A 15,744-nucleotide genomic window follows, 5' to 3' on the forward strand; every position below is an offset into this window, starting at 1 on the left:
GGGATCAGCGCTCCTCGTGCGTCGGTGTGGGTACCGGGGCGTCGTGCCAGCTGACGCCGGCGATCCGCAGTTCACGGCCCGACAGCAGCTCCACGGACGCCCCGCCGCATCCGGGGCAGCTCAGTCGCGGCGGCATGCCGACCGGCCAGCTCTCCGCGCACGGGATGCAGCGGGCGCGCGCCACCACCGCTTCGGTGACGAGTTCCGCACCCGCCAGCACCGTTCCCTCACAGGCGAGTTGGAACGAGAAGGCGAGTGCGTCGGGGACCACTCCGGCGAGTTCGCCGATCTCCAGCCGGACGCTGCTGACCGCCGTCGCCCCGTCCGGCCGGTCCGCGCTCTCGACCTGGTCCACGACCGCCAGCGCGATGGACATCTCGTGCATCGGTCCGTCTCTCTCTGGTGTGACGACCGGTTGCCGCTGGCTTCATTAGACGGCGCGGCCCCGGGGCGTCCGGGGTGCCTCGCCGGGGCGGCGCGGTGGCGTACACCGTTCGGTGCAGCGCCCCGCGCCGGTCCGTCTCACATGGTGCGCATCCGCAGATAGCGCTTGAGGTCGGGCAGGTTGCGCAGGGCGAGCGCAACGGCGGCGGCGAACGCGCCGCCGAGGACCAGCTTCAGCATGGTGTCGTGTTCCTCTCACTGGTGGTGGCCGGGGCCGGCCGGTCCGCGCCGACCAGCTCCAGCACGGTCCGTACGGCCTCGTCGACGGCGGCGGCGACCGGCTCGCTGAGCCCGATGCCCTCCGCGGTGTCCGCCGGTTCACAGCCGACGACCAGGACGCGCCGCGGGCGCCGGCCGCCGGTGCCGGCGCTGAGCGTGTCGAGCAACGCCAGCACCGCGTCCGGTGTCATGTGGTGCCCGTCGAGGGGGGTGGTCTCGGGCCCGTGTCGTTCGGTGGGGTCGGTGGCGTCGAGGACGTGGAGCGAGCCGGGTGCGCCGCCGCGCGCGCAGGCGTCGACCAGCAGCACCGTCTCGTAGCCGTCCAGCATCTGGTAGGCGAGATGGACGCCCCGCACGCCGGCGTCGACGACCTCGACGCCCTCGGGGAGGGGGTGTTGGCCGAGCGCGCGGACGGCCTCGACGCCGAAGCCGTCGTCGCCGAGGAAGATGTTGCCGACGCCCGCGATCAGCGTCCTGCCGCTCGGCGCGGTCCGGGGCGCGTCGCGGTTCACGCGTCCTCCAGGGGCGCGAGTTCGTCGGGCTGGAAGTACAGGAAGCGGCCCTGCTCCCGCCGGATGTCGGCGCCCGGGTCGCCGTCCACCGTCACCGCGAGGTGCACCCCGCCGTCCACGTCGTGCAGGACGGCCTCGACCTGTGCGGTGAGCCCGTGGAGGAAGAGGTCCTGGGCGTCGGTGCGGCGCCGGCCGGGGCGCAGCTGCACCCGGCTGCCGGAGCCGACCGACCGGCCGTTGATGATGATCCGGTCGCGCTCGGGATCCACCGAGCGGTCGCTGCCGGGGTCCCACCAGGGGGCGTCGGTACGGGTCGCCTCCCGGGCCGGGTCCGGTCCGGTGGCCTCGTGCAGTGACCGTACGGCGCCGTGCAGCCGGTCCAGCACCTCCGGCGGGATGGTGTCGGCGAGGTCGATGACCTCGGCCGCCCGGGGGTCGGTGCCACGGGCCTCGCGCTTCTCCTGGTCGGTGAGGGCCGCCGTGCGCAGGGTGAGGATCTCGTCGATCTCCAGGGCGTCGTAGAGCGGGCCGGGGCTCTCGGGGGCGACGGCGGGGTGGTCCTCCAGGATGATCGGGGACGACAGGACCACGTCGTCGCTGCCGGGCTGGCCGGCGAGCACCGGCCAGGTGTGCTCGTTGCGGCAGTCGGCGACGGCGCCCTTGGCCCACTCGGGCGGGTCGGTCAGGGACAGGAACCGGCCGCTGCTCAGGCCGAGCAGCAGATGCGCGGCGACCAGCGAACGCGGCAGCGCCGCCTCCCGGTCGGCCGCCGGCTCCGGTGCCCAGTCGCTGGTGTTCTCCACGGTCGCGGTCAGTCGCAGCACCGCGTACGGTCCGTCGACCTCGCTCGCGGTCAGCCGCAGCCGGCCGCAGACCTCCTCGCGGCGGCGCACCAGCCGGCCGACCAGCTGCCCGTCCGCGTCGTGCACCGGCTCGGTTTCCTCGCCCGCGGGCCAGGTCAACGGGACGGTGATGCCGTCCCCGGCGAGATCGGCGACCGCCACGTCGAGCGGGCAGCGCTCCTCGGCGCCCTCGTCCCATGGGACCAGCACCCGGTCGGGCAGTTCCAGTTCCGGTACGGTCTCGAACTCGCCGTCCGGGCGCAGGCGTTGGACGGTACGCCGCTGGGCGCGCAGAAACCGGAGCTCGGCGCGGAGCCGGGCGCCGGAGCGGGGCTCCATGAGGCATTCGGTGCGCTGGTGGGACTGCTCGGCACGGTCCGCTCCCCAGGTGGGCGGCACCAGCACGCCGAACTGCCAGCGCAGCCGGTTCTTGGCGGCGGACGCCCGGTAGGGATAGAGCACATAGCCCTCGAACAGCACGGCGTCGGCAACCTGCCGGACGGCGGCGAACCGCTCGCCCAGCGCATCGTTCGGCACATGTGTCGTCACGACTCGGTCCTCTCGGTGACGGGACGGGCGGCGGCTCCGGGGAAGAGCCGGGCGCGCGGCCCGGGGTTCTCCGCACGGGCCAGCAGCGCCTCAACGGTGGCCTCCCAGGACGGCAGCGCGTGCCGGGACCGGAAGGCGAGGAGCGCGTCCAGGGTCTCCCGGGGAAGCCGCAGCCAGCCGCCGCCCGGGAAGTGGGTGTCGGTCATCTCCTTCCAGACGGCCACCGGCATCCGGCAGACCGCCTCTTTGTGCCAGGGCACCGGGATCACCCGGAAGCCGCCGGCACCGGCGAACACCGTGCCGGAGAACAGCAGCAGCAGCGGCACCTCGCCGTCCCGCAGCGCGTGGAAGTAGCGCCCGGCGGCGACCTCCAGGTCGTAGGTGCAGGGCACGGGCAGATCCACCTCCGTCTCACCGGTGAAGCCCGGTACGACGAGGGAGACCTGGGCGAACTGGAGCGGTTTGAGGGTGCTGCCCCAGCGCGCCCGCTCGCCGAAGAGGTCGGCCAGCGCGGCGGCCTCCTCGGGGCCGTAGTCGCGCCGGGCCGGTTCGATCCGCAGCTGGCAGCGCAGCGCGACGGCGTGCACCCGGTCCGGTCCCGGGGCGGTGATCCGCAGCCGGAAGAGGAGGGTGGGCGCGGCGGCGTAGCGGTCGGCGCGGACGCCGAGGCAGGTGAAGGACAGCTCGGTCACGGCCGCCGGTCCTCCTCACGCGGCGCCCGGGCCCGGCCGGCGACGTCGCGGAAGAACTCGGTGAGCGCCTCGCGCGCCTCGGCTCCGCCGTCGAAGCCCCGCCACAACAGCCGCATCCGGCCGACGAGTTCGTAGGCGATGTCGACCGGTACGAGGTAGCACTCGATCCGGTCCTCGGTGCGGCGCAGCAGCAGGGCCTCCACATCCGGTTCGAGGAGCCCGGCCAGGTCGCTGGCGTCCAGCAGGGTCTGCCAGCGCGCCGGGTCGAGTTCGCTCTCGGTGGCGCCGGCCGGGCTGGGGTAGAGCGCCACCAGCCGGTCCAGCGCGGCGTTGCGGAGGAAGAACGCGACGCCGACGGGGATCTGGAGCCGGTCCCAGGCCGCGTCGTCGAGGCGGTGCGCGGGGTCGGTGAGGCAGCGGTCCGGGACGGTACGGAACTGCCCCCCGCCGGCCCCCGGCCGCTGGAAGAGCAGTGCGCAGGGAATGCAGGCGCAGGCCAGCGCGCGGTTGGTGGTGTCGACCAAGTGCCGGTGCCGGCCGACCAGTTCGGTACCGCACAGTTCGCAGCGCTCGGGCGGCGGGGGCGCCGGGGCGCGGAACCGCTGCAGTCCGCGGTGCGCGACCGTTTGCGGGGTGCTCATGGCGCCGCGGCGGCGGTCGGCGGGCGCCGGGAGATCTGCAGCAGGGCCGGCTCCGGCGTGCGGTCCTGCGCCTCCCACGCGATCGAGGCCACCTCGGGTGCGAAGCACGACAGCGCCGCCGCCACCGCCTCGCGGTCGCCCGCCGCGCTGCCCGGGCAGCCACAGCCGCCGGACCCGGCGGTCCGCAGCCGCAGCGCGCCGGTGCCCGCGTCGAACTCCGCCACCTCCGCGGCGATCTGCCGCCGTACGCTCTCCAGCGCCCGGCCGATGCGGGTGGTGACGTCCTCCGGGTGCAGATCGTGCAGCACCAGCAGGCTGCTGACCAGCTCGTCCGCCAGCAGCGCGGCCCGCGGCCCGCCCTCGCCGGTGCGCCGCTCCACCAGGTGCATGATCCGGGTGAGCCCGGCGCCGTAGAAGTCCATCAGCACGCGGACGAGTTCCTCGGCGGCTGCGACCGATCCGCCGTCGCCCTGCGCGGTGAGGCGGTCCAGTACTTCCTCGACCCGGCGGCCCGTCAGCTCGGCGGTCGGCGCGGTCATCCGGCCAGTCCGCTCAGCCCGGTTGGCACGTGCATGCTCTGCACGGACCGGCCGTTGCCGACGTACATGTGGACGCCGCAGGGCAGGCACGGGTCGAAGCTGCGCACCGTCCGCATGATGTCGATGCCCTTGAAGTTCTCCGGGGAGTTCTCCTCGAAGATCGGGGTGTTCTGCACCGCGTCCTCGTAGGGGCCCGGGGTGCCGTAGGTGTCGCGGGTGCTGGCGTTCCACGGGGTCGGCGGATACGGGTGGTAGTTGGCGATCTTGCCGTCGCGGATGACCATGTGGTGCGAGAGGACGCCGCGTACCGCCTCGGTGAAACCGCAGCCGATGGACTCGTCGGGGACCTCGAACTTCTCCCAGGTCTGGGTGCGTCCGGCGCGGACCTCCTCCAGCCCCTGCTCGGCGAAGTGCAGCGCCATGGCCGCCGCGTACGCCTGGAAGTAGGTGCGGGCGCGGTTGCGCTCCAGCGCGTTGCTCCACTTCGGGATCTTCCACTCGAAGCGGGTCTCGGGCCGGGTCATGCTGCGCGGCAGGTCGATGACGACGCTGTTGCCGGTGGCCTTGACGTACGGGGTGTCGACGAGCCCGGACAGCGCGGTGGACCACAGGCGGGCGATCGGGCCGCCGCCGGTGTCCAGGGCCAGGTGCTCCTTGCCGTCGAACCAGCGCGGCGACATCACCCAGCTGTACTTGTCGTTGAAGTCCCGCTTCTGCGGGGCGGGGATGGTGTGCTGGTTCCAGGGGTGGCGCGGGTCGATGGGGTTGCCGAGCGGATCGTGGGTGACGAACTGCTCCTGGCCTTCCCAGTCCTGGTAGTAGGAGCTGCCGAGCAGGATCCGGATGCCGAGGTTGATCTGGGTGAGGTCGTTGGTGACCAGCTTGCCGTCGACGATGATGCCCGGGGTGACGAACATCTTCCGGCCCCAGTCCGTCATGTTGCGGTAGGTGAAGTCGCAGTGCTCCGGGTCGTTGAGCGCACCCCAGCAGCCAAGCAGCACCCGCCGCCGGCCGACCTCCTCGTAGCCGGGCAGCGCCTCGTAGAAGAAGTCGAACAGGTCGTCGTGGAGGGGCACCACGCGCTTCATGAACTCCACGTAGCGCATCAGCCGGCTGAGGTAGTCGGTGAAGAGCTGGACGCTGGCCACGGTGCCGACGCCGCCCGGGTAGAGCGTGGAGGGGTGCACATGGCGGCCCTCCATCAGGCAGAACATCTCCCGGGTGTAGCGGCTGACCTGGAGCGCCTCGCGGTAGAACTCGCCCTCGATGGGGTTGAGGGAGGTCATGATGTCGGCGATGGTGCGGTAGCCGTGCTCGCCGGCGTGCGGGGCCTCGGTGCGCTGGGCGAGTTCCCAGACGCCCGGGTTGGTCTCGCGGACCATCTTCTCGCAGTAGTCGACCCCGACCAGGTTCTCCTGGAAGATGTTGTGGTCGAACATGTACTCCGCGGACTCGCCGAGGTTGATGATCCACTCGCCGAGGTGCGGCGGCTTGACCCCGTAGGCCATGTTCTGCGTGTAGACCGAGCACGTGGCGTGGTTGTCGCCGCAGATGCCGCAGATCCGGCTGGTGATGAAGTGGGCGTCGCGCGGGTCCTTGCCGCGCATGAAGACGCTGTAGCCGCGGAAGACGGACGAGGTGCTGTAGCACTCCGCGACCCGCTTCTGCTTGAAGTCGATCTTCGTGTGGATACCGAGGCTGCCCACGATCCGGGTGATCGGATCCCAGGACATCTCCGTCAGACCGCTGCCGTCACCGGCTGTCTTGGTCTTCGCTGCCATGGTGTGTGCCGTGCCCTTCTGCGCGCGCGGGAAGTGGGGTCTGACCTGTGGTCCGACATCGTGTCCGGCAGGTGTGCTCAGGCGGTTGCCGACGGGCCGACGGCCGCCGGGGCGGCCGTCGGCCCGCGGCGGTCACCACGGGCGCCGGTAGCCGGTGGTCAGCTTCTCGCCGCGGTGCCGCCACTTCGGTTCGTGGTCCACGGTCCGGGCCGTGATGCCGCGGAGTCGTCGGACAACGGTGCCGTAGGCGGCGCTGGTGGTGCTGGAGAGCTTCGCGCCGGGCGGCTCGTCCATGAACGGCATGAACTTGTCGGGGAAGCCGGGCATGGTGCAGGCGATACAGACCCCGCCGACGTTGGGGCAGCCGCCGATGCCGTCCATCCAGCCCCGCTTGGGCACATTGCATTTGACCACGGGTCCCCAGCATCCGAGCTTCACCAGGCACTTGGGCGAGTCGTAGGTGGTGGCGAACTGCCCCTGCTCGTAGTACCCGGCGCGGTCGCAGCCCTCGTGCACGGTCTCCCCGAACAGCCAGGTGGGCCGCAGCTGCTCGTCCAGCGGGATCATCGGTGCCGCGCCGGCCGCCTGGTAGAGCAGGTAGACCAGCGTCTCGGAGAAGTTGTCGGGCTTGATCGGGCAGCCCGGTACGCACACGATCGGGATGCCGGCCTTGGACTTCCAGTCCCAGCCCAGGTAGTCGGGCACGCCCATCGCGCCGGTCGGATTGCCGGCCATGGCGTGGATGCCGCCGTAGGTGGCGCAGGTGCCGATGGCGACGACGGCGAGCGCCTTGGGGGCCAGCCGGTCGATCCAGTCACTGGTGGTCATCGGCTGGCCGGTCTCCGGGTTGTCCCCGAAGCCGCACCAGTAACCCTCCGGCTTGATCGACTCGTTGGGGACGGATCCCTCGATGACCAGCACGAACGGGTCGATCTCACCGCGTTCGCCCTTGAAGAACCACTCGATGAAGGTGTCCGCGCCCTGCACCGGACCGCTTTCGAAGTCGATCAGCGGCCAGTGCACCTGGATCTTGGGAAGTCCTGGCAGCACGCTGAGCGCGATTTCCTCGATGCTCGGCTGGGTCGCGGCGGTCAGGGCGACCGAGTCGCCGTCGCAACTCAGGCCGGCGTTGATCCAGAGGACGTGGATCGGGGACTCGTCCTCGGCCGACGGCCGGGCGGCGTCGGTCGCGGTCGCGGGTGCGGCATCCATGGCGGTGTGCCTCCTTAGGGGAGGGGTGCAGCGGAAGCGCTCGGACGGCTTCCGTTCACCTTCGTAACACCGCCGCGGGGACCTGGAGAGCCGAGCGGGGCCGTTCCGGTGACGCACCAGCACCGGAACGGCCCCGTGGCCGGAAAGAGGTTTCGCGGGTCAGCTCGGCGACCCGGCCTCCATCGACGTCACGGTGAACGTGCCGCCGCACACCCGCAGCCCGCCGCTGCCGGTGGTCATCGACTCCTTGGAGCCGGGCGGGTAGACGAAGACGATCTGCGAGTTCTTCCAGCACGGGGTGTCCGAGACGCCGTCGTTGACCGTGTGCAGCAGGGCGTGGGCGCTCTGCCCGGGCCGGAGGCGGATGGTGCCGCCCGCGGCACCTTCGCGGCTGGCCGGCTTGCCGACGGAGGACCCGTCGCGCTGGATCAGCGAGACGCCGGGGAAGCCGCGCAGCGAGCACGTCTTCTTGCCCTTGTTGGTGAACACCAGCGGGACGCGGATGTTGCCCGCGCCGATGTCGACGCGGCCCAGGTGCAGCGACATGTCGGTCGCGGTGCAGCGGTCCGAGTCCGTCATGGCCGAGGGGTTGGCCTGGCTGGCGTTCGGCAGGCCCGCGGCGGTGCCGGAGGGCTTGGCGCCGTTGGACGACCGGGCACCGTTTCCGGTGGACTGCGCGTTGGCGCCGGCCGACTGCCCGTTCGCCGTGGCGGTTGCGGGTGCGGCGGCCGACGAGGGGCGGGACGCGGTGTCCGTGCCGTTCTGGCAGGCGGTGAGCGTCAGCGCCGTGACGGCGATCAGCGATCCGGCGGCGACACGCCGGCCGCGGCCGAGGGTCTTGATGGTGAGCGACATGAGTCTCCCCCTCGTCTGGTAGGTGGGTACCCTCGTAACAGTTGGGTGCGTACGGTCCGTCCGTTGCCCTTCCAGCGTGGCCCCGGGCACTGCCGGTCCGCTAACGGTGCGCTAACACACCGCTAACGAGTCCGCGCGCCCGGGATGACGCCGCCCCGGCGGCCTTGTGACCAGCCGGAACTCCGGTGCGCCGCCCAGGCTCGCAGAAATCTTCACGGTTGCGGACGCGGCACTACGAGGTTCGGCCGTTTCAGACCTCCCGCCCACCGGTCCCGGCCGCCACAGCCGCCCCGGGAGCCCCGCCGTACGGTCCCGCGCCGCCGTCCGGCGCATACGGACGCCCGCGGGGCGGTGGCGCCGGCGGTGACCGCGGGGCAGCGGTGGGCACCGGGCGTGGGCCGGTGGTCCGCAGACGGCCGAAATACCACCATCGGGTGTGGACGCACCGCGGTCATTGACGGCGCCGTCGTGGCGAAGGCTCCTGGCCGCGCTCGAAGTACCCCCGCAGCTCGCCGTCGAGCGGCGCCACCTCGTACGGGACGCCGCCGGAGCGCAGTGAGCGGGTGGCCGCCTCGCCCGCGGCGACGCTCATCCGGGCGGAGACCGGTGAGGTGTCCGTGGCCCCGCCCTCGCGGACGAACCGGAGGAACTCGTCCATGATCCGGGCGTCGGCACCGCCGTGCGATCCGCCGGCCTCGGGCACCCGGTGGGTGACGTCGCCTTCGGGGCGGTAGCCGCTGGGTCCGGTGTTCCACACCCGCACGATGTCGCCGGGGCCGTCGCCGAAGTTCTCCAGCCGGCCCTCGGTGCCGATGACGGTGTAGTTGCGCCAGTAGTCGGGAGTGAAGTGGCACTGCTGGTAGGCGGCGAGCACCCCGTTGTCGAGCTGCATGTTCATCACGGACGCGTCCTCGACGTCCACCACGTGGTGCAGATCCCGGCGGGCGGTCGGCGGCCAGTCGTACTCCCGCAGCCAGCCGTCCGGGCGCGGGGTGCCGGGGGCGCGGCGCGGCAGGTCGCCGTAGACGAGGAGGTCGCCGAGTGCGTTGACGCGGTGGGTGTAGCCGCCGGCGAGCAGATGGATCACGTCGATGTCGTGGGCTGCCTTCTGGAGCAGCAGGCCGGTGGTGCGGCGGCGGTCGGCGTGCCAGTCCTTGAAGTAGTAGTCGCCGCCGTACGCGACGAAGTGCCGGGTCCACACCATCTTGGGCTCGCCGATGTCGCCGCGGGCGATCAGACGGTGCATCAGCCGGACCACGCCCATGTGCCGCATGTTGTGGCCGACGTAGAGGCGGGTGCCGGTACGCCGGGCGGTGCGCAGGATGGTGTCGCAGCTCTCGGCGGTGATACCGAGCGGCTTTTCGACGTAGACCGGGCGGCCCGCCACCAGAGCGTCGCAGGCGATGCGCTCATGGGTGTCGTCGGGGGTGGCGACGACAACCGCGTCGACCCAGTCGTCGGCGAGGAGTTGGCGGTGGTCGCCGGTGGCGAGGCGGGCGCCGAAGCGGGCGGCCGCGCGGCGGCGGACGCCGGGGTCGAGATCGGCGACGGCGGTGACCGCGGAGCCCCGGCCGGGCCGGTGCGCGGCGTCCGCCAGGTTGCCGCGCATGCCGAGTCCGATGACGCCGATGCCGAGGTCCGCTGCCACGGTGTCTCCTGTCCGCTCGCCCGTCCGTGGGTGCACCGGCGCTCCGGTGCACCCGACTGCCGGTCTGCCCCGGTGCCGGCCGGCTTACGCCCCGGGGGCCGGGGCGGACAGGATGCGGCGGTCGACGGCCGCCGGGACGGCCCGCAGGACGGCCCGCAGGGACACGTCGGCGCGGAGGTGTCCTGGCCCGCGCCCACGGTCGCGGCGACGCCCGGCACACGGCCCTGGTGGAGGCCGACGCGAGCGGTGGCGCCGAGGCGGCCGGCCGCTCGCTCCGGGACGAACCGGCCGAAAGGCGGGCGCACTTGACGGTGCGGTGAGCCGTACCGCCCGGCGGCGGGCCGGGGCGTGTTGGCACGGTGCGGGCCCGGCGCACACGGGCGGCGCGCGGGCCCGCCGGCGGTCGTCAGCCCGCCTCGGCACCCGACGGCTGGACGAGGTCCAGATCCAGCACCGCGTCGCCGCCGCCGGTGAGGGATATCGGCGCGGCGTGCGGCGGATAGCCGGCCGCCGCGAGGGTGTAGTGACGGCTGCTCAGATCGGCGAACGCGAAGGCGCCGTCCGGGCCGGTGACCGTGTGTCCGGCGACCGTGCCGTCGTCGAGGAGGGTCACGGCGGCGTCCCGCAGGGGCTGCCCGTCCGGGCCGCGGACCGTGCCGCGCACGGTGGCGTTCGGCCGGAGCCGGGCGTCCTGGCGCTCCGGGCCGCCGCCGGACAGCTGGACGGCACGGGCCTGCGGCTGGTGGCCGGGGGCGCTGAGCACGAGGGTGTGGTCACCGTTCGCCAGCTGGGCGACGGCCCAACTGCCGTCGGCGCCGGATGACGTACGGGTTACCACATCGCCCCGGGCGTCGGTGACGACGATGCTCGCACCGGCGAGCGGGGTCCCGTCCGGACCGCCGAGCACGGTCCCGCCGAGGCGGCTGCCGGCTGCGGTCAGTATCAGGTCCGTCTCGACGGGCGCGCCCACGCCGCGGCAGGTGGCCGCGACCGCGTGCGGGGTGTGGCCCGGCGCGGCGCCGGTGAGCACGTACGTGCCCGCACCCGGGGCGGCGAGCGCATAGCGCCCCTCGGCGTCGGCCGTGGTGACACCGGCCTGCCGCCCCTGCCGGTCGATCAGCGTGACGCCGGCGCGCGGCACCGGCCCGCCGGCCCCGTCGACGACCCGCCCGCGGAACCCGGCCGCGGGTGCCTGCGCCGGGGCGCGCTCCGCCGCCGGCTCCGGCGTGGCCGCCACCGCGTCGGCCGCGGCGGGCTCGTCGGCCGCGTCCGCCCCTTCCGCGTGCCGGGCGACCGGCGTCGGCCGGGACGAGGTCCGCTGGGACGGCAGGAAGGCCGCCACCAGTACGCCGAGGGCGACCGCCGCGGTGGCGATCAGGAAGGAGACCCGGAAGCCGGACATGGTGGGCACCGAGACCGGGCCGATGCGCGTCGACATATGGGCGAGCACCATGCCGATCACGGCGCTGGACACGGATGTGCCGATCGAGCGCATCAGGGTGTTGAGGCCGTTCGCCGCGCCGGTCTCGGAGGGGTCGACGGCGCCGACGATCAGCGCCGGCAGCGAGGAGTAGGCCAGCCCGATGCCCGCTCCGACGACCACCGCGATGATGACCGTCTGCCAGGGGGCGCTCATCAGGCCGATGCCGCCGCCGTAGCCGATCCCGATGACCAGCATGCCCAGCAGCAGCGAGATCTTGGGGCCGCGCCGGGCGGCGATCCGCGCGTACACCGGGGCGACGAACATCATGGTCAGGCCCAGGGGCGCCACGCACAGACCGGCCACCACCATGGACTGACCCAAGCCGTAGCCGGTCGACTTCGGCAGCTGGAGCAGCTGCGGCAGCACCAGCGAGATGGCGTAGAACGCCACACCGACCGTGATCGAGGCGAGGTTGGTGAGCAGCACCTCGCGCCGCGCGCTGGTCCGCAGGTCGACCAGCGGATCGGCGATCCGCAGCTCCATCACGCCCCACAGCGCCAATATCAGCGCCGCGGCCCCGAACAGGCCGAGGGTGGTCGGCGAACCCCAGCCCCAGTCGCTGCCCTTGGTGATCGGCAGCAGCAGGGCGACGAGCCCGGCGGACAGCCCGAGGGCACCGGCGACGTCGAAGCGGCCCGGGGCCCGCACCGCGGTCTCGGGGACGAGGAGGATGATGAGCACTATCGACAGCACACCGAGCCCGGCGGCGCCGAAGAACAGGGCGTGCCAGTCGGCGTGTTGGGCCACCAGGGCGGCGGCCGGCAGCGCCAGCCCGCCGCCGACGCCGATCGACGAACTCATCAACGCCATGGCGGAGCCGAGCCGTTCGCGCGGCAGCTCGTCGCGCATGATGCCGATGCCGAGGGGGATCGCGCCCATGGCGAAGCCCTGGAGCGCCCGCCCGACGATCATGACGACCAGGTCGTCGGTGAACCCGCAGACCAGCGAGCCGACGACCATGACGGCGAGGCTGGTGAGCAGCATCCGCCGCTTGCCGTACAGGTCGCCGAGGCGGCCCATGATGGGCGTTGCGACGGCACCGGCGAGGAGGGTGGCCGTCATGACCCATGTGGCGTTGCTGGCCGCGGTGTTGAGCAGCGTCGGCAGGTCCTTGATGACCGGCACGAGCAGCGTCTGCATCACCGCGACGACGATGCCGGCGAAGGCGAGGACGGGGACGATGCCGCCGCCCGCCCTGGGGTGGGCGTCCCTGCCCGGGTCGGACGGGGGCGGCGCGGCGGAGGCGCCGGCCGCCCTTGCTGGTAGCTGGTCCGTCGTCGTCTGGGTCATGCGGGCGGCCTCCAGTGCGGCAGGGGTGAGCGGAGAGGGGTGCGCGGTGAGCGTCGTGAAGGGGAGTGCCGGCCCCCTGGTACGTGCATGCCGAACGTTTTATCTCGGGGCGCTATTCCGCCACACGTCCCACCGTCTCGCCCGCCCGCCGGTGATCTCCCTCACTCCCGCCGACCTGCATCGCGGCCCGCTCGCCGGCCCGTTCATGGCCCCTCCCCCGGTCTCGTTCCGGACACCGACTCCAGTGAACCGCATGCCACTGACAATCGCCCCGGGTCGCCCCGGGACCGCGGTCAGGACCGCACGCCCGGTATGGTTCGGCCGGCTGATTCGCCCGTGTCGCCCCTCTGGATCCCGCCCTTTCCGACTCGCGGGCAACAGCCCGAATTCCTACGACGCCGCGTCCGCAAGGGAGTTGCCCGCGTCCAGGAACGCGCCCTCTTCCGTGCGCCCGCCCCGGAGTTCCAGGTCGAGCTTCTCGCCGCGCTCCGGGTCCAGCTTCAGCTTGGCGAGGACCGCGGGCACCGCGATGCTGGGCAGGGTGTGTTCGAAGAAAACGGCCAGCCGGTGGCAGAGGTCGGCCTGATTGGTCAGCGCGTGCGACATCGTCTGGAGGCCGGCGAACGCCCCGACGAACAGCTCGGCCGTCTCCCGTACGACCACGCTGTCCAGCACTTCGCCGCGCTCCTTCGCCTCGGTCAGCAGCTCCTCGACGAACCGGGTCCACGCCAGCATCGACCGCTTGCGGTCAAGGCGGTTGGAGCCCTGCTCAACGGCGAGGCGGGCGGCGCCGCGCTGCATGGGGTCGCGCCGCAGCCGGTATGCCAGGACCTGGCCCGAGTCGACGAACTCCTGCAACTTGATCTTCTGCGGCGCCACCGCGATGTCCACCACGTGGTCTTCGAGCACGGCGAGGGCGAGTTCCTCCTTCGACGCGAAGTGGAAATAGAGGGCGCCCTTGGTGACACCGGCTCGCTCGAGAACTTCGGCGATGGTCGCGCGGTCGTAGCCACGGTCGTCGAAAACCGACGCCGCGGCTTCCAAGATGTTCCGCCGGGTTCTGATCGCGCGGTCCTGTTGCGCCACAGGACGCCTCCTGTCTCTCGAAGCACACGGGTGTTTCCCCAGTGGGTTGTCGCCCAAGTCTCCCGCAGATCGGCCGTTGGCTCGAATTTCCTCGTCGGCATTGAAAAGAAAACCGGATGGTACGTATCTTACCAGCGTCGTACCTCTTCCCGTTGAGACGCCTGGGGGCAGTCATGAGCGACACGTTGCAGGTCAGCGGCACGATTCGGCCCCGGGCCAAGCGCCTGGCGCAGCCGGTCCGGAGCCCTCGCGCCGACGCCCGGCCCGGTCGGGGATTCGCCACCCGCGTACCGCGCGAGTTCGTGCACCGTCCGTTCGCCGAGGATGTCCTGATCACGTCGTGGCGCCGGCTGGACGAGAGCCACTTCTCGGTCACCGCCCAGTGGCCGCACAACCACCGGTACTTCGCCCCGACCAACGGCCGGCACCACCTCCTCCTCGCCGGCGAGACCATCCGCCAGGCGGGGCTGCTGCTCTCGCACGCCGAACTCGGCGTGCCGGTCGGCCACCACTTCATCCTCGGGGACCTCGTCTACACAACCGACCCCGAGCAGCTCGCCGTTGAGAACGAGCCGACCCGGCTGACCATCGACGTCACGTGCAGCAAGACGCGGATGCGGGCCGGTTCGCTGGTAAGCAGCCGGTTCGACATGACCCTCCGCAAGGAGGGCCGGATCGTCGCGACGGGCAATTCCAGCGTGAGCGTCACCTCGCCCGCGGTCTACCGCCGGATCCGCGGCGAGCGCCTGGCGGCACGCCGTACCGTCGGCCCGCTGCCCACGCCCGTCCCGGCCGGCCTGACCGGCAGCGCCACCGACGGCGATGTGCTGCTCGCCCCCACCGACCGGCCCGACCACTGGCTGCTGCGCATCGCCCCCGGCCATGCCACGGTCGTCAACCCGGCGAACGACCACGTGCCCGGCCTGTCGCTGCTGGACGCCGCCCAGCAGGCCGCCCGCGCGGTGACCGCCCCCGACGCCTTCGTCCCCTACGCCTTCGGCACGGAGTTCTGCCGGTACGCGGAACACGGCGTCCCGTGCGTGATCGAGGCCCGCCGGGTCCCGTCGGCGATCCCCCGCACCACGATGGTCCAGGTCACCGGCTCGCAGAACGGTGAGCCGGTCTTCACCTCGACACTCACGGCACTGGACGCGCCCGGCCGGGCGGACGCGCCCCCGGCGCCGGACGTGCCTCAGGCGTCGTGAAAGACCAGCCCCAGGGAGTGCCGCAGGCCCGAGCGGACGGCGCTCACGCCGTGGCGCACCGGACCCGCCGCCCAGCCGCGGGTGGAGCGCACCGGGCGGTCCCGGGTGGTGAAGACCAGCCCGCGGCCCTGCGGGAGCACGGTCGAGGTGCCGCGGGACTGGGCGCGCGGGCGCTGCTCGACGAGCAGGAACTCGCCACCGGTGTAGTCGGTGCCCTGCGCGTCGAGCCCGATGACCACCTGGAGCGGGAAGACCAGCTCGCCGAAGAGGTCGCGGTGCAGGGCGTTCCAGTCGCCCGGCCCGTAACGCAGCAGAATCTGGGCGGACTTGGACTGGCCGGCCTCATGGCACATCGCCAGCCAGTCGGCGAGCGTGTCCGGCCAGGGGGCCGGTCGGCCGAGCCGGGCCGCCCAGTCGCGGGCGGTCCGCAGCAGGTACGGGTAGAACGCCTCGCGCAGGGCCCGGACGGGCTCGGGGAGCGGGTCGGCGAAGTAGCGGTACTGGCCGGCGCCGAAACGGTGCCGTGCCATGTCGACGGTGGAGCGGAAGCGGCCGGGCTCGTCGTACAGGCCGCTCAGCGCGCGGCAGTCGGCCGGGGTGAGCAGCTGCGGCGTCAACGCGCAGCCCAGGGAGTCGAGTTCGCCGGCGAGGGCCGTCCAGTCGGCGGCGGCCACGCGGTCGGCGAAGGCGGTGGGGCGGGTCGTGGTGGCGGGCATGGTGGTGTGCTCCAGAGGGGCGGAACGGTC

At 72.7% G+C, this 15,744-nt stretch carries 15 protein-coding genes; 1 reads left to right on the plus strand and 14 read right to left on the minus strand.

Annotated features, from left to right (window positions below):
- Nucleotides 1-4: 4 nt before the first annotated feature.
- The 13 genes from GR130_RS24615 to GR130_RS24670 form a co-directional block, all read right to left on the minus strand.
- Nucleotides 5-385: a hydrogenase maturation nickel metallochaperone HypA/HybF gene (locus tag GR130_RS24615; RefSeq protein WP_159506725.1), complete on the minus strand. Its 381-nt coding sequence runs from the start codon at nucleotides 383-385 to the stop codon at nucleotides 5-7.
- 137 nt (nucleotides 386-522) lie between these two features.
- Nucleotides 523-624 carry a DUF6893 family small protein gene (locus tag GR130_RS42020; RefSeq protein WP_443043654.1) on the minus strand — a complete coding sequence of 34 codons (102 nt, stop codon included), beginning with the start codon at nucleotides 622-624 and terminating at the stop codon, nucleotides 523-525.
- Complete coding sequence (locus tag GR130_RS24620) at nucleotides 618-1,175, minus strand: hydrogenase maturation protease (RefSeq protein ID WP_159506726.1); 558 nt, start codon at nucleotides 1,173-1,175, stop codon at nucleotides 618-620. The genes GR130_RS42020 and GR130_RS24620 overlap by 7 nt, the downstream gene beginning before the upstream one ends.
- Complete coding sequence (locus GR130_RS24625; protein ID WP_159506727.1) at nucleotides 1,172-2,566, minus strand: hypothetical protein; 1,395 nt, start codon at nucleotides 2,564-2,566, stop codon at nucleotides 1,172-1,174. The genes GR130_RS24620 and GR130_RS24625 overlap by 4 nt, the downstream gene beginning before the upstream one ends.
- On the minus strand, nucleotides 2,563-3,258 hold the full coding sequence (locus GR130_RS24630; protein WP_159506728.1) for a DUF6084 family protein: 696 nt from the start codon (nucleotides 3,256-3,258) through the stop codon (nucleotides 2,563-2,565). Before GR130_RS24630 ends, GR130_RS24625 begins: the two co-directional genes overlap by 4 nt.
- Entirely contained in the window at nucleotides 3,255-3,899 is a 645-nt protein-coding gene (locus GR130_RS24635) for a DUF5947 family protein (RefSeq protein ID WP_159506729.1), read from the minus strand. The genes GR130_RS24630 and GR130_RS24635 overlap by 4 nt, the downstream gene beginning before the upstream one ends.
- A complete protein-coding gene (locus GR130_RS24640) occupies nucleotides 3,896-4,438 on the minus strand; it encodes a hypothetical protein (protein ID WP_159506730.1) in 543 nt (180 codons plus the stop codon). Before GR130_RS24640 ends, GR130_RS24635 begins: the two co-directional genes overlap by 4 nt.
- Entirely contained in the window at nucleotides 4,435-6,219 is a 1,785-nt protein-coding gene (locus GR130_RS24645) for a nickel-dependent hydrogenase large subunit (protein WP_159506731.1), read from the minus strand. Before GR130_RS24645 ends, GR130_RS24640 begins: the two co-directional genes overlap by 4 nt.
- Before the next feature lie 132 nt (nucleotides 6,220-6,351).
- Nucleotides 6,352-7,431 carry a hydrogenase expression protein HypE gene (locus GR130_RS24650; protein ID WP_159506732.1) on the minus strand — a complete coding sequence of 360 codons (1,080 nt, stop codon included), beginning with the start codon at nucleotides 7,429-7,431 and terminating at the stop codon, nucleotides 6,352-6,354.
- Between the two features lie 159 nt (nucleotides 7,432-7,590).
- Nucleotides 7,591-8,286, minus strand: coding sequence for a DUF4232 domain-containing protein (locus GR130_RS24655; RefSeq protein ID WP_159506733.1), 696 nt, complete (start codon nucleotides 8,284-8,286; stop codon nucleotides 7,591-7,593).
- Between the two features lie 451 nt (nucleotides 8,287-8,737).
- Complete coding sequence (locus tag GR130_RS24660; RefSeq protein WP_159506734.1) at nucleotides 8,738-9,934, minus strand: Gfo/Idh/MocA family protein; 1,197 nt, start codon at nucleotides 9,932-9,934, stop codon at nucleotides 8,738-8,740.
- A 406-nt stretch (nucleotides 9,935-10,340) separates the two neighbouring features.
- The gene (locus GR130_RS24665; protein ID WP_159506735.1) at nucleotides 10,341-12,707 is read right to left on the minus strand and encodes an MFS transporter; all 2,367 of its coding nucleotides are present in this window, start codon (nucleotides 12,705-12,707) and stop codon (nucleotides 10,341-10,343) included.
- A gap of 390 nt (nucleotides 12,708-13,097) precedes the next feature.
- Entirely contained in the window at nucleotides 13,098-13,793 is a 696-nt protein-coding gene (locus GR130_RS24670) for a ScbR family autoregulator-binding transcription factor (RefSeq protein ID WP_159506736.1), read from the minus strand.
- 173 nt (nucleotides 13,794-13,966) lie between these two features.
- Between GR130_RS24670 and GR130_RS24675 the strand changes: the two genes are divergently transcribed.
- The gene (locus GR130_RS24675; protein WP_159506737.1) at nucleotides 13,967-14,998 is read left to right on the plus strand and encodes a ScbA/BarX family gamma-butyrolactone biosynthesis protein; all 1,032 of its coding nucleotides are present in this window, start codon (nucleotides 13,967-13,969) and stop codon (nucleotides 14,996-14,998) included.
- Here GR130_RS24675 and GR130_RS24680 read toward each other — a convergent pair.
- Nucleotides 14,986-15,714: a 2OG-Fe(II) oxygenase gene (locus GR130_RS24680; protein ID WP_159506738.1), complete on the minus strand. Its 729-nt coding sequence runs from the start codon at nucleotides 15,712-15,714 to the stop codon at nucleotides 14,986-14,988. The two genes, GR130_RS24675 and GR130_RS24680, sit on opposite strands and share 13 nt — an antisense overlap.
- Nucleotides 15,715-15,744 lie beyond the last annotated feature (30 nt).

The sequence above is a fragment of the Streptomyces sp. GS7 genome (assembly GCF_009834125.1).
Lineage (GTDB): Bacteria > Actinomycetota > Actinomycetes > Streptomycetales > Streptomycetaceae > Streptomyces.

Coding starts and splice junctions, on each gene's coding strand:
- GR130_RS24655 (WP_159506733.1), bottom strand. CDS start 8,286: ATGTCGCTCACCATCAAGACCCTCGGCCGCGGCCGGCGTGTCGCCGCC.
- GR130_RS24650 (WP_159506732.1), bottom strand. CDS start 7,431: ATGGATGCCGCACCCGCGACCGCGACCGACGCCGCCCGGCCGTCGGCC.
- GR130_RS24635 (WP_159506729.1), bottom strand. CDS start 3,899: ATGAGCACCCCGCAAACGGTCGCGCACCGCGGACTGCAGCGGTTCCGC.
- GR130_RS42020 (WP_443043654.1), bottom strand. CDS start 624: ATGCTGAAGCTGGTCCTCGGCGGCGCGTTCGCCGCCGCCGTTGCGCTC.
- GR130_RS24645 (WP_159506731.1), bottom strand. CDS start 6,219: ATGGCAGCGAAGACCAAGACAGCCGGTGACGGCAGCGGTCTGACGGAG.
- GR130_RS24640 (WP_159506730.1), bottom strand. CDS start 4,438: ATGACCGCGCCGACCGCCGAGCTGACGGGCCGCCGGGTCGAGGAAGTA.
- GR130_RS24675 (WP_159506737.1), top strand. CDS start 13,967: ATGAGCGACACGTTGCAGGTCAGCGGCACGATTCGGCCCCGGGCCAAG.
- GR130_RS24615 (WP_159506725.1), bottom strand. CDS start 385: ATGCACGAGATGTCCATCGCGCTGGCGGTCGTGGACCAGGTCGAGAGC.
- GR130_RS24665 (WP_159506735.1), bottom strand. CDS start 12,707: ATGACCCAGACGACGACGGACCAGCTACCAGCAAGGGCGGCCGGCGCC.
- GR130_RS24680 (WP_159506738.1), bottom strand. CDS start 15,714: ATGCCCGCCACCACGACCCGCCCCACCGCCTTCGCCGACCGCGTGGCC.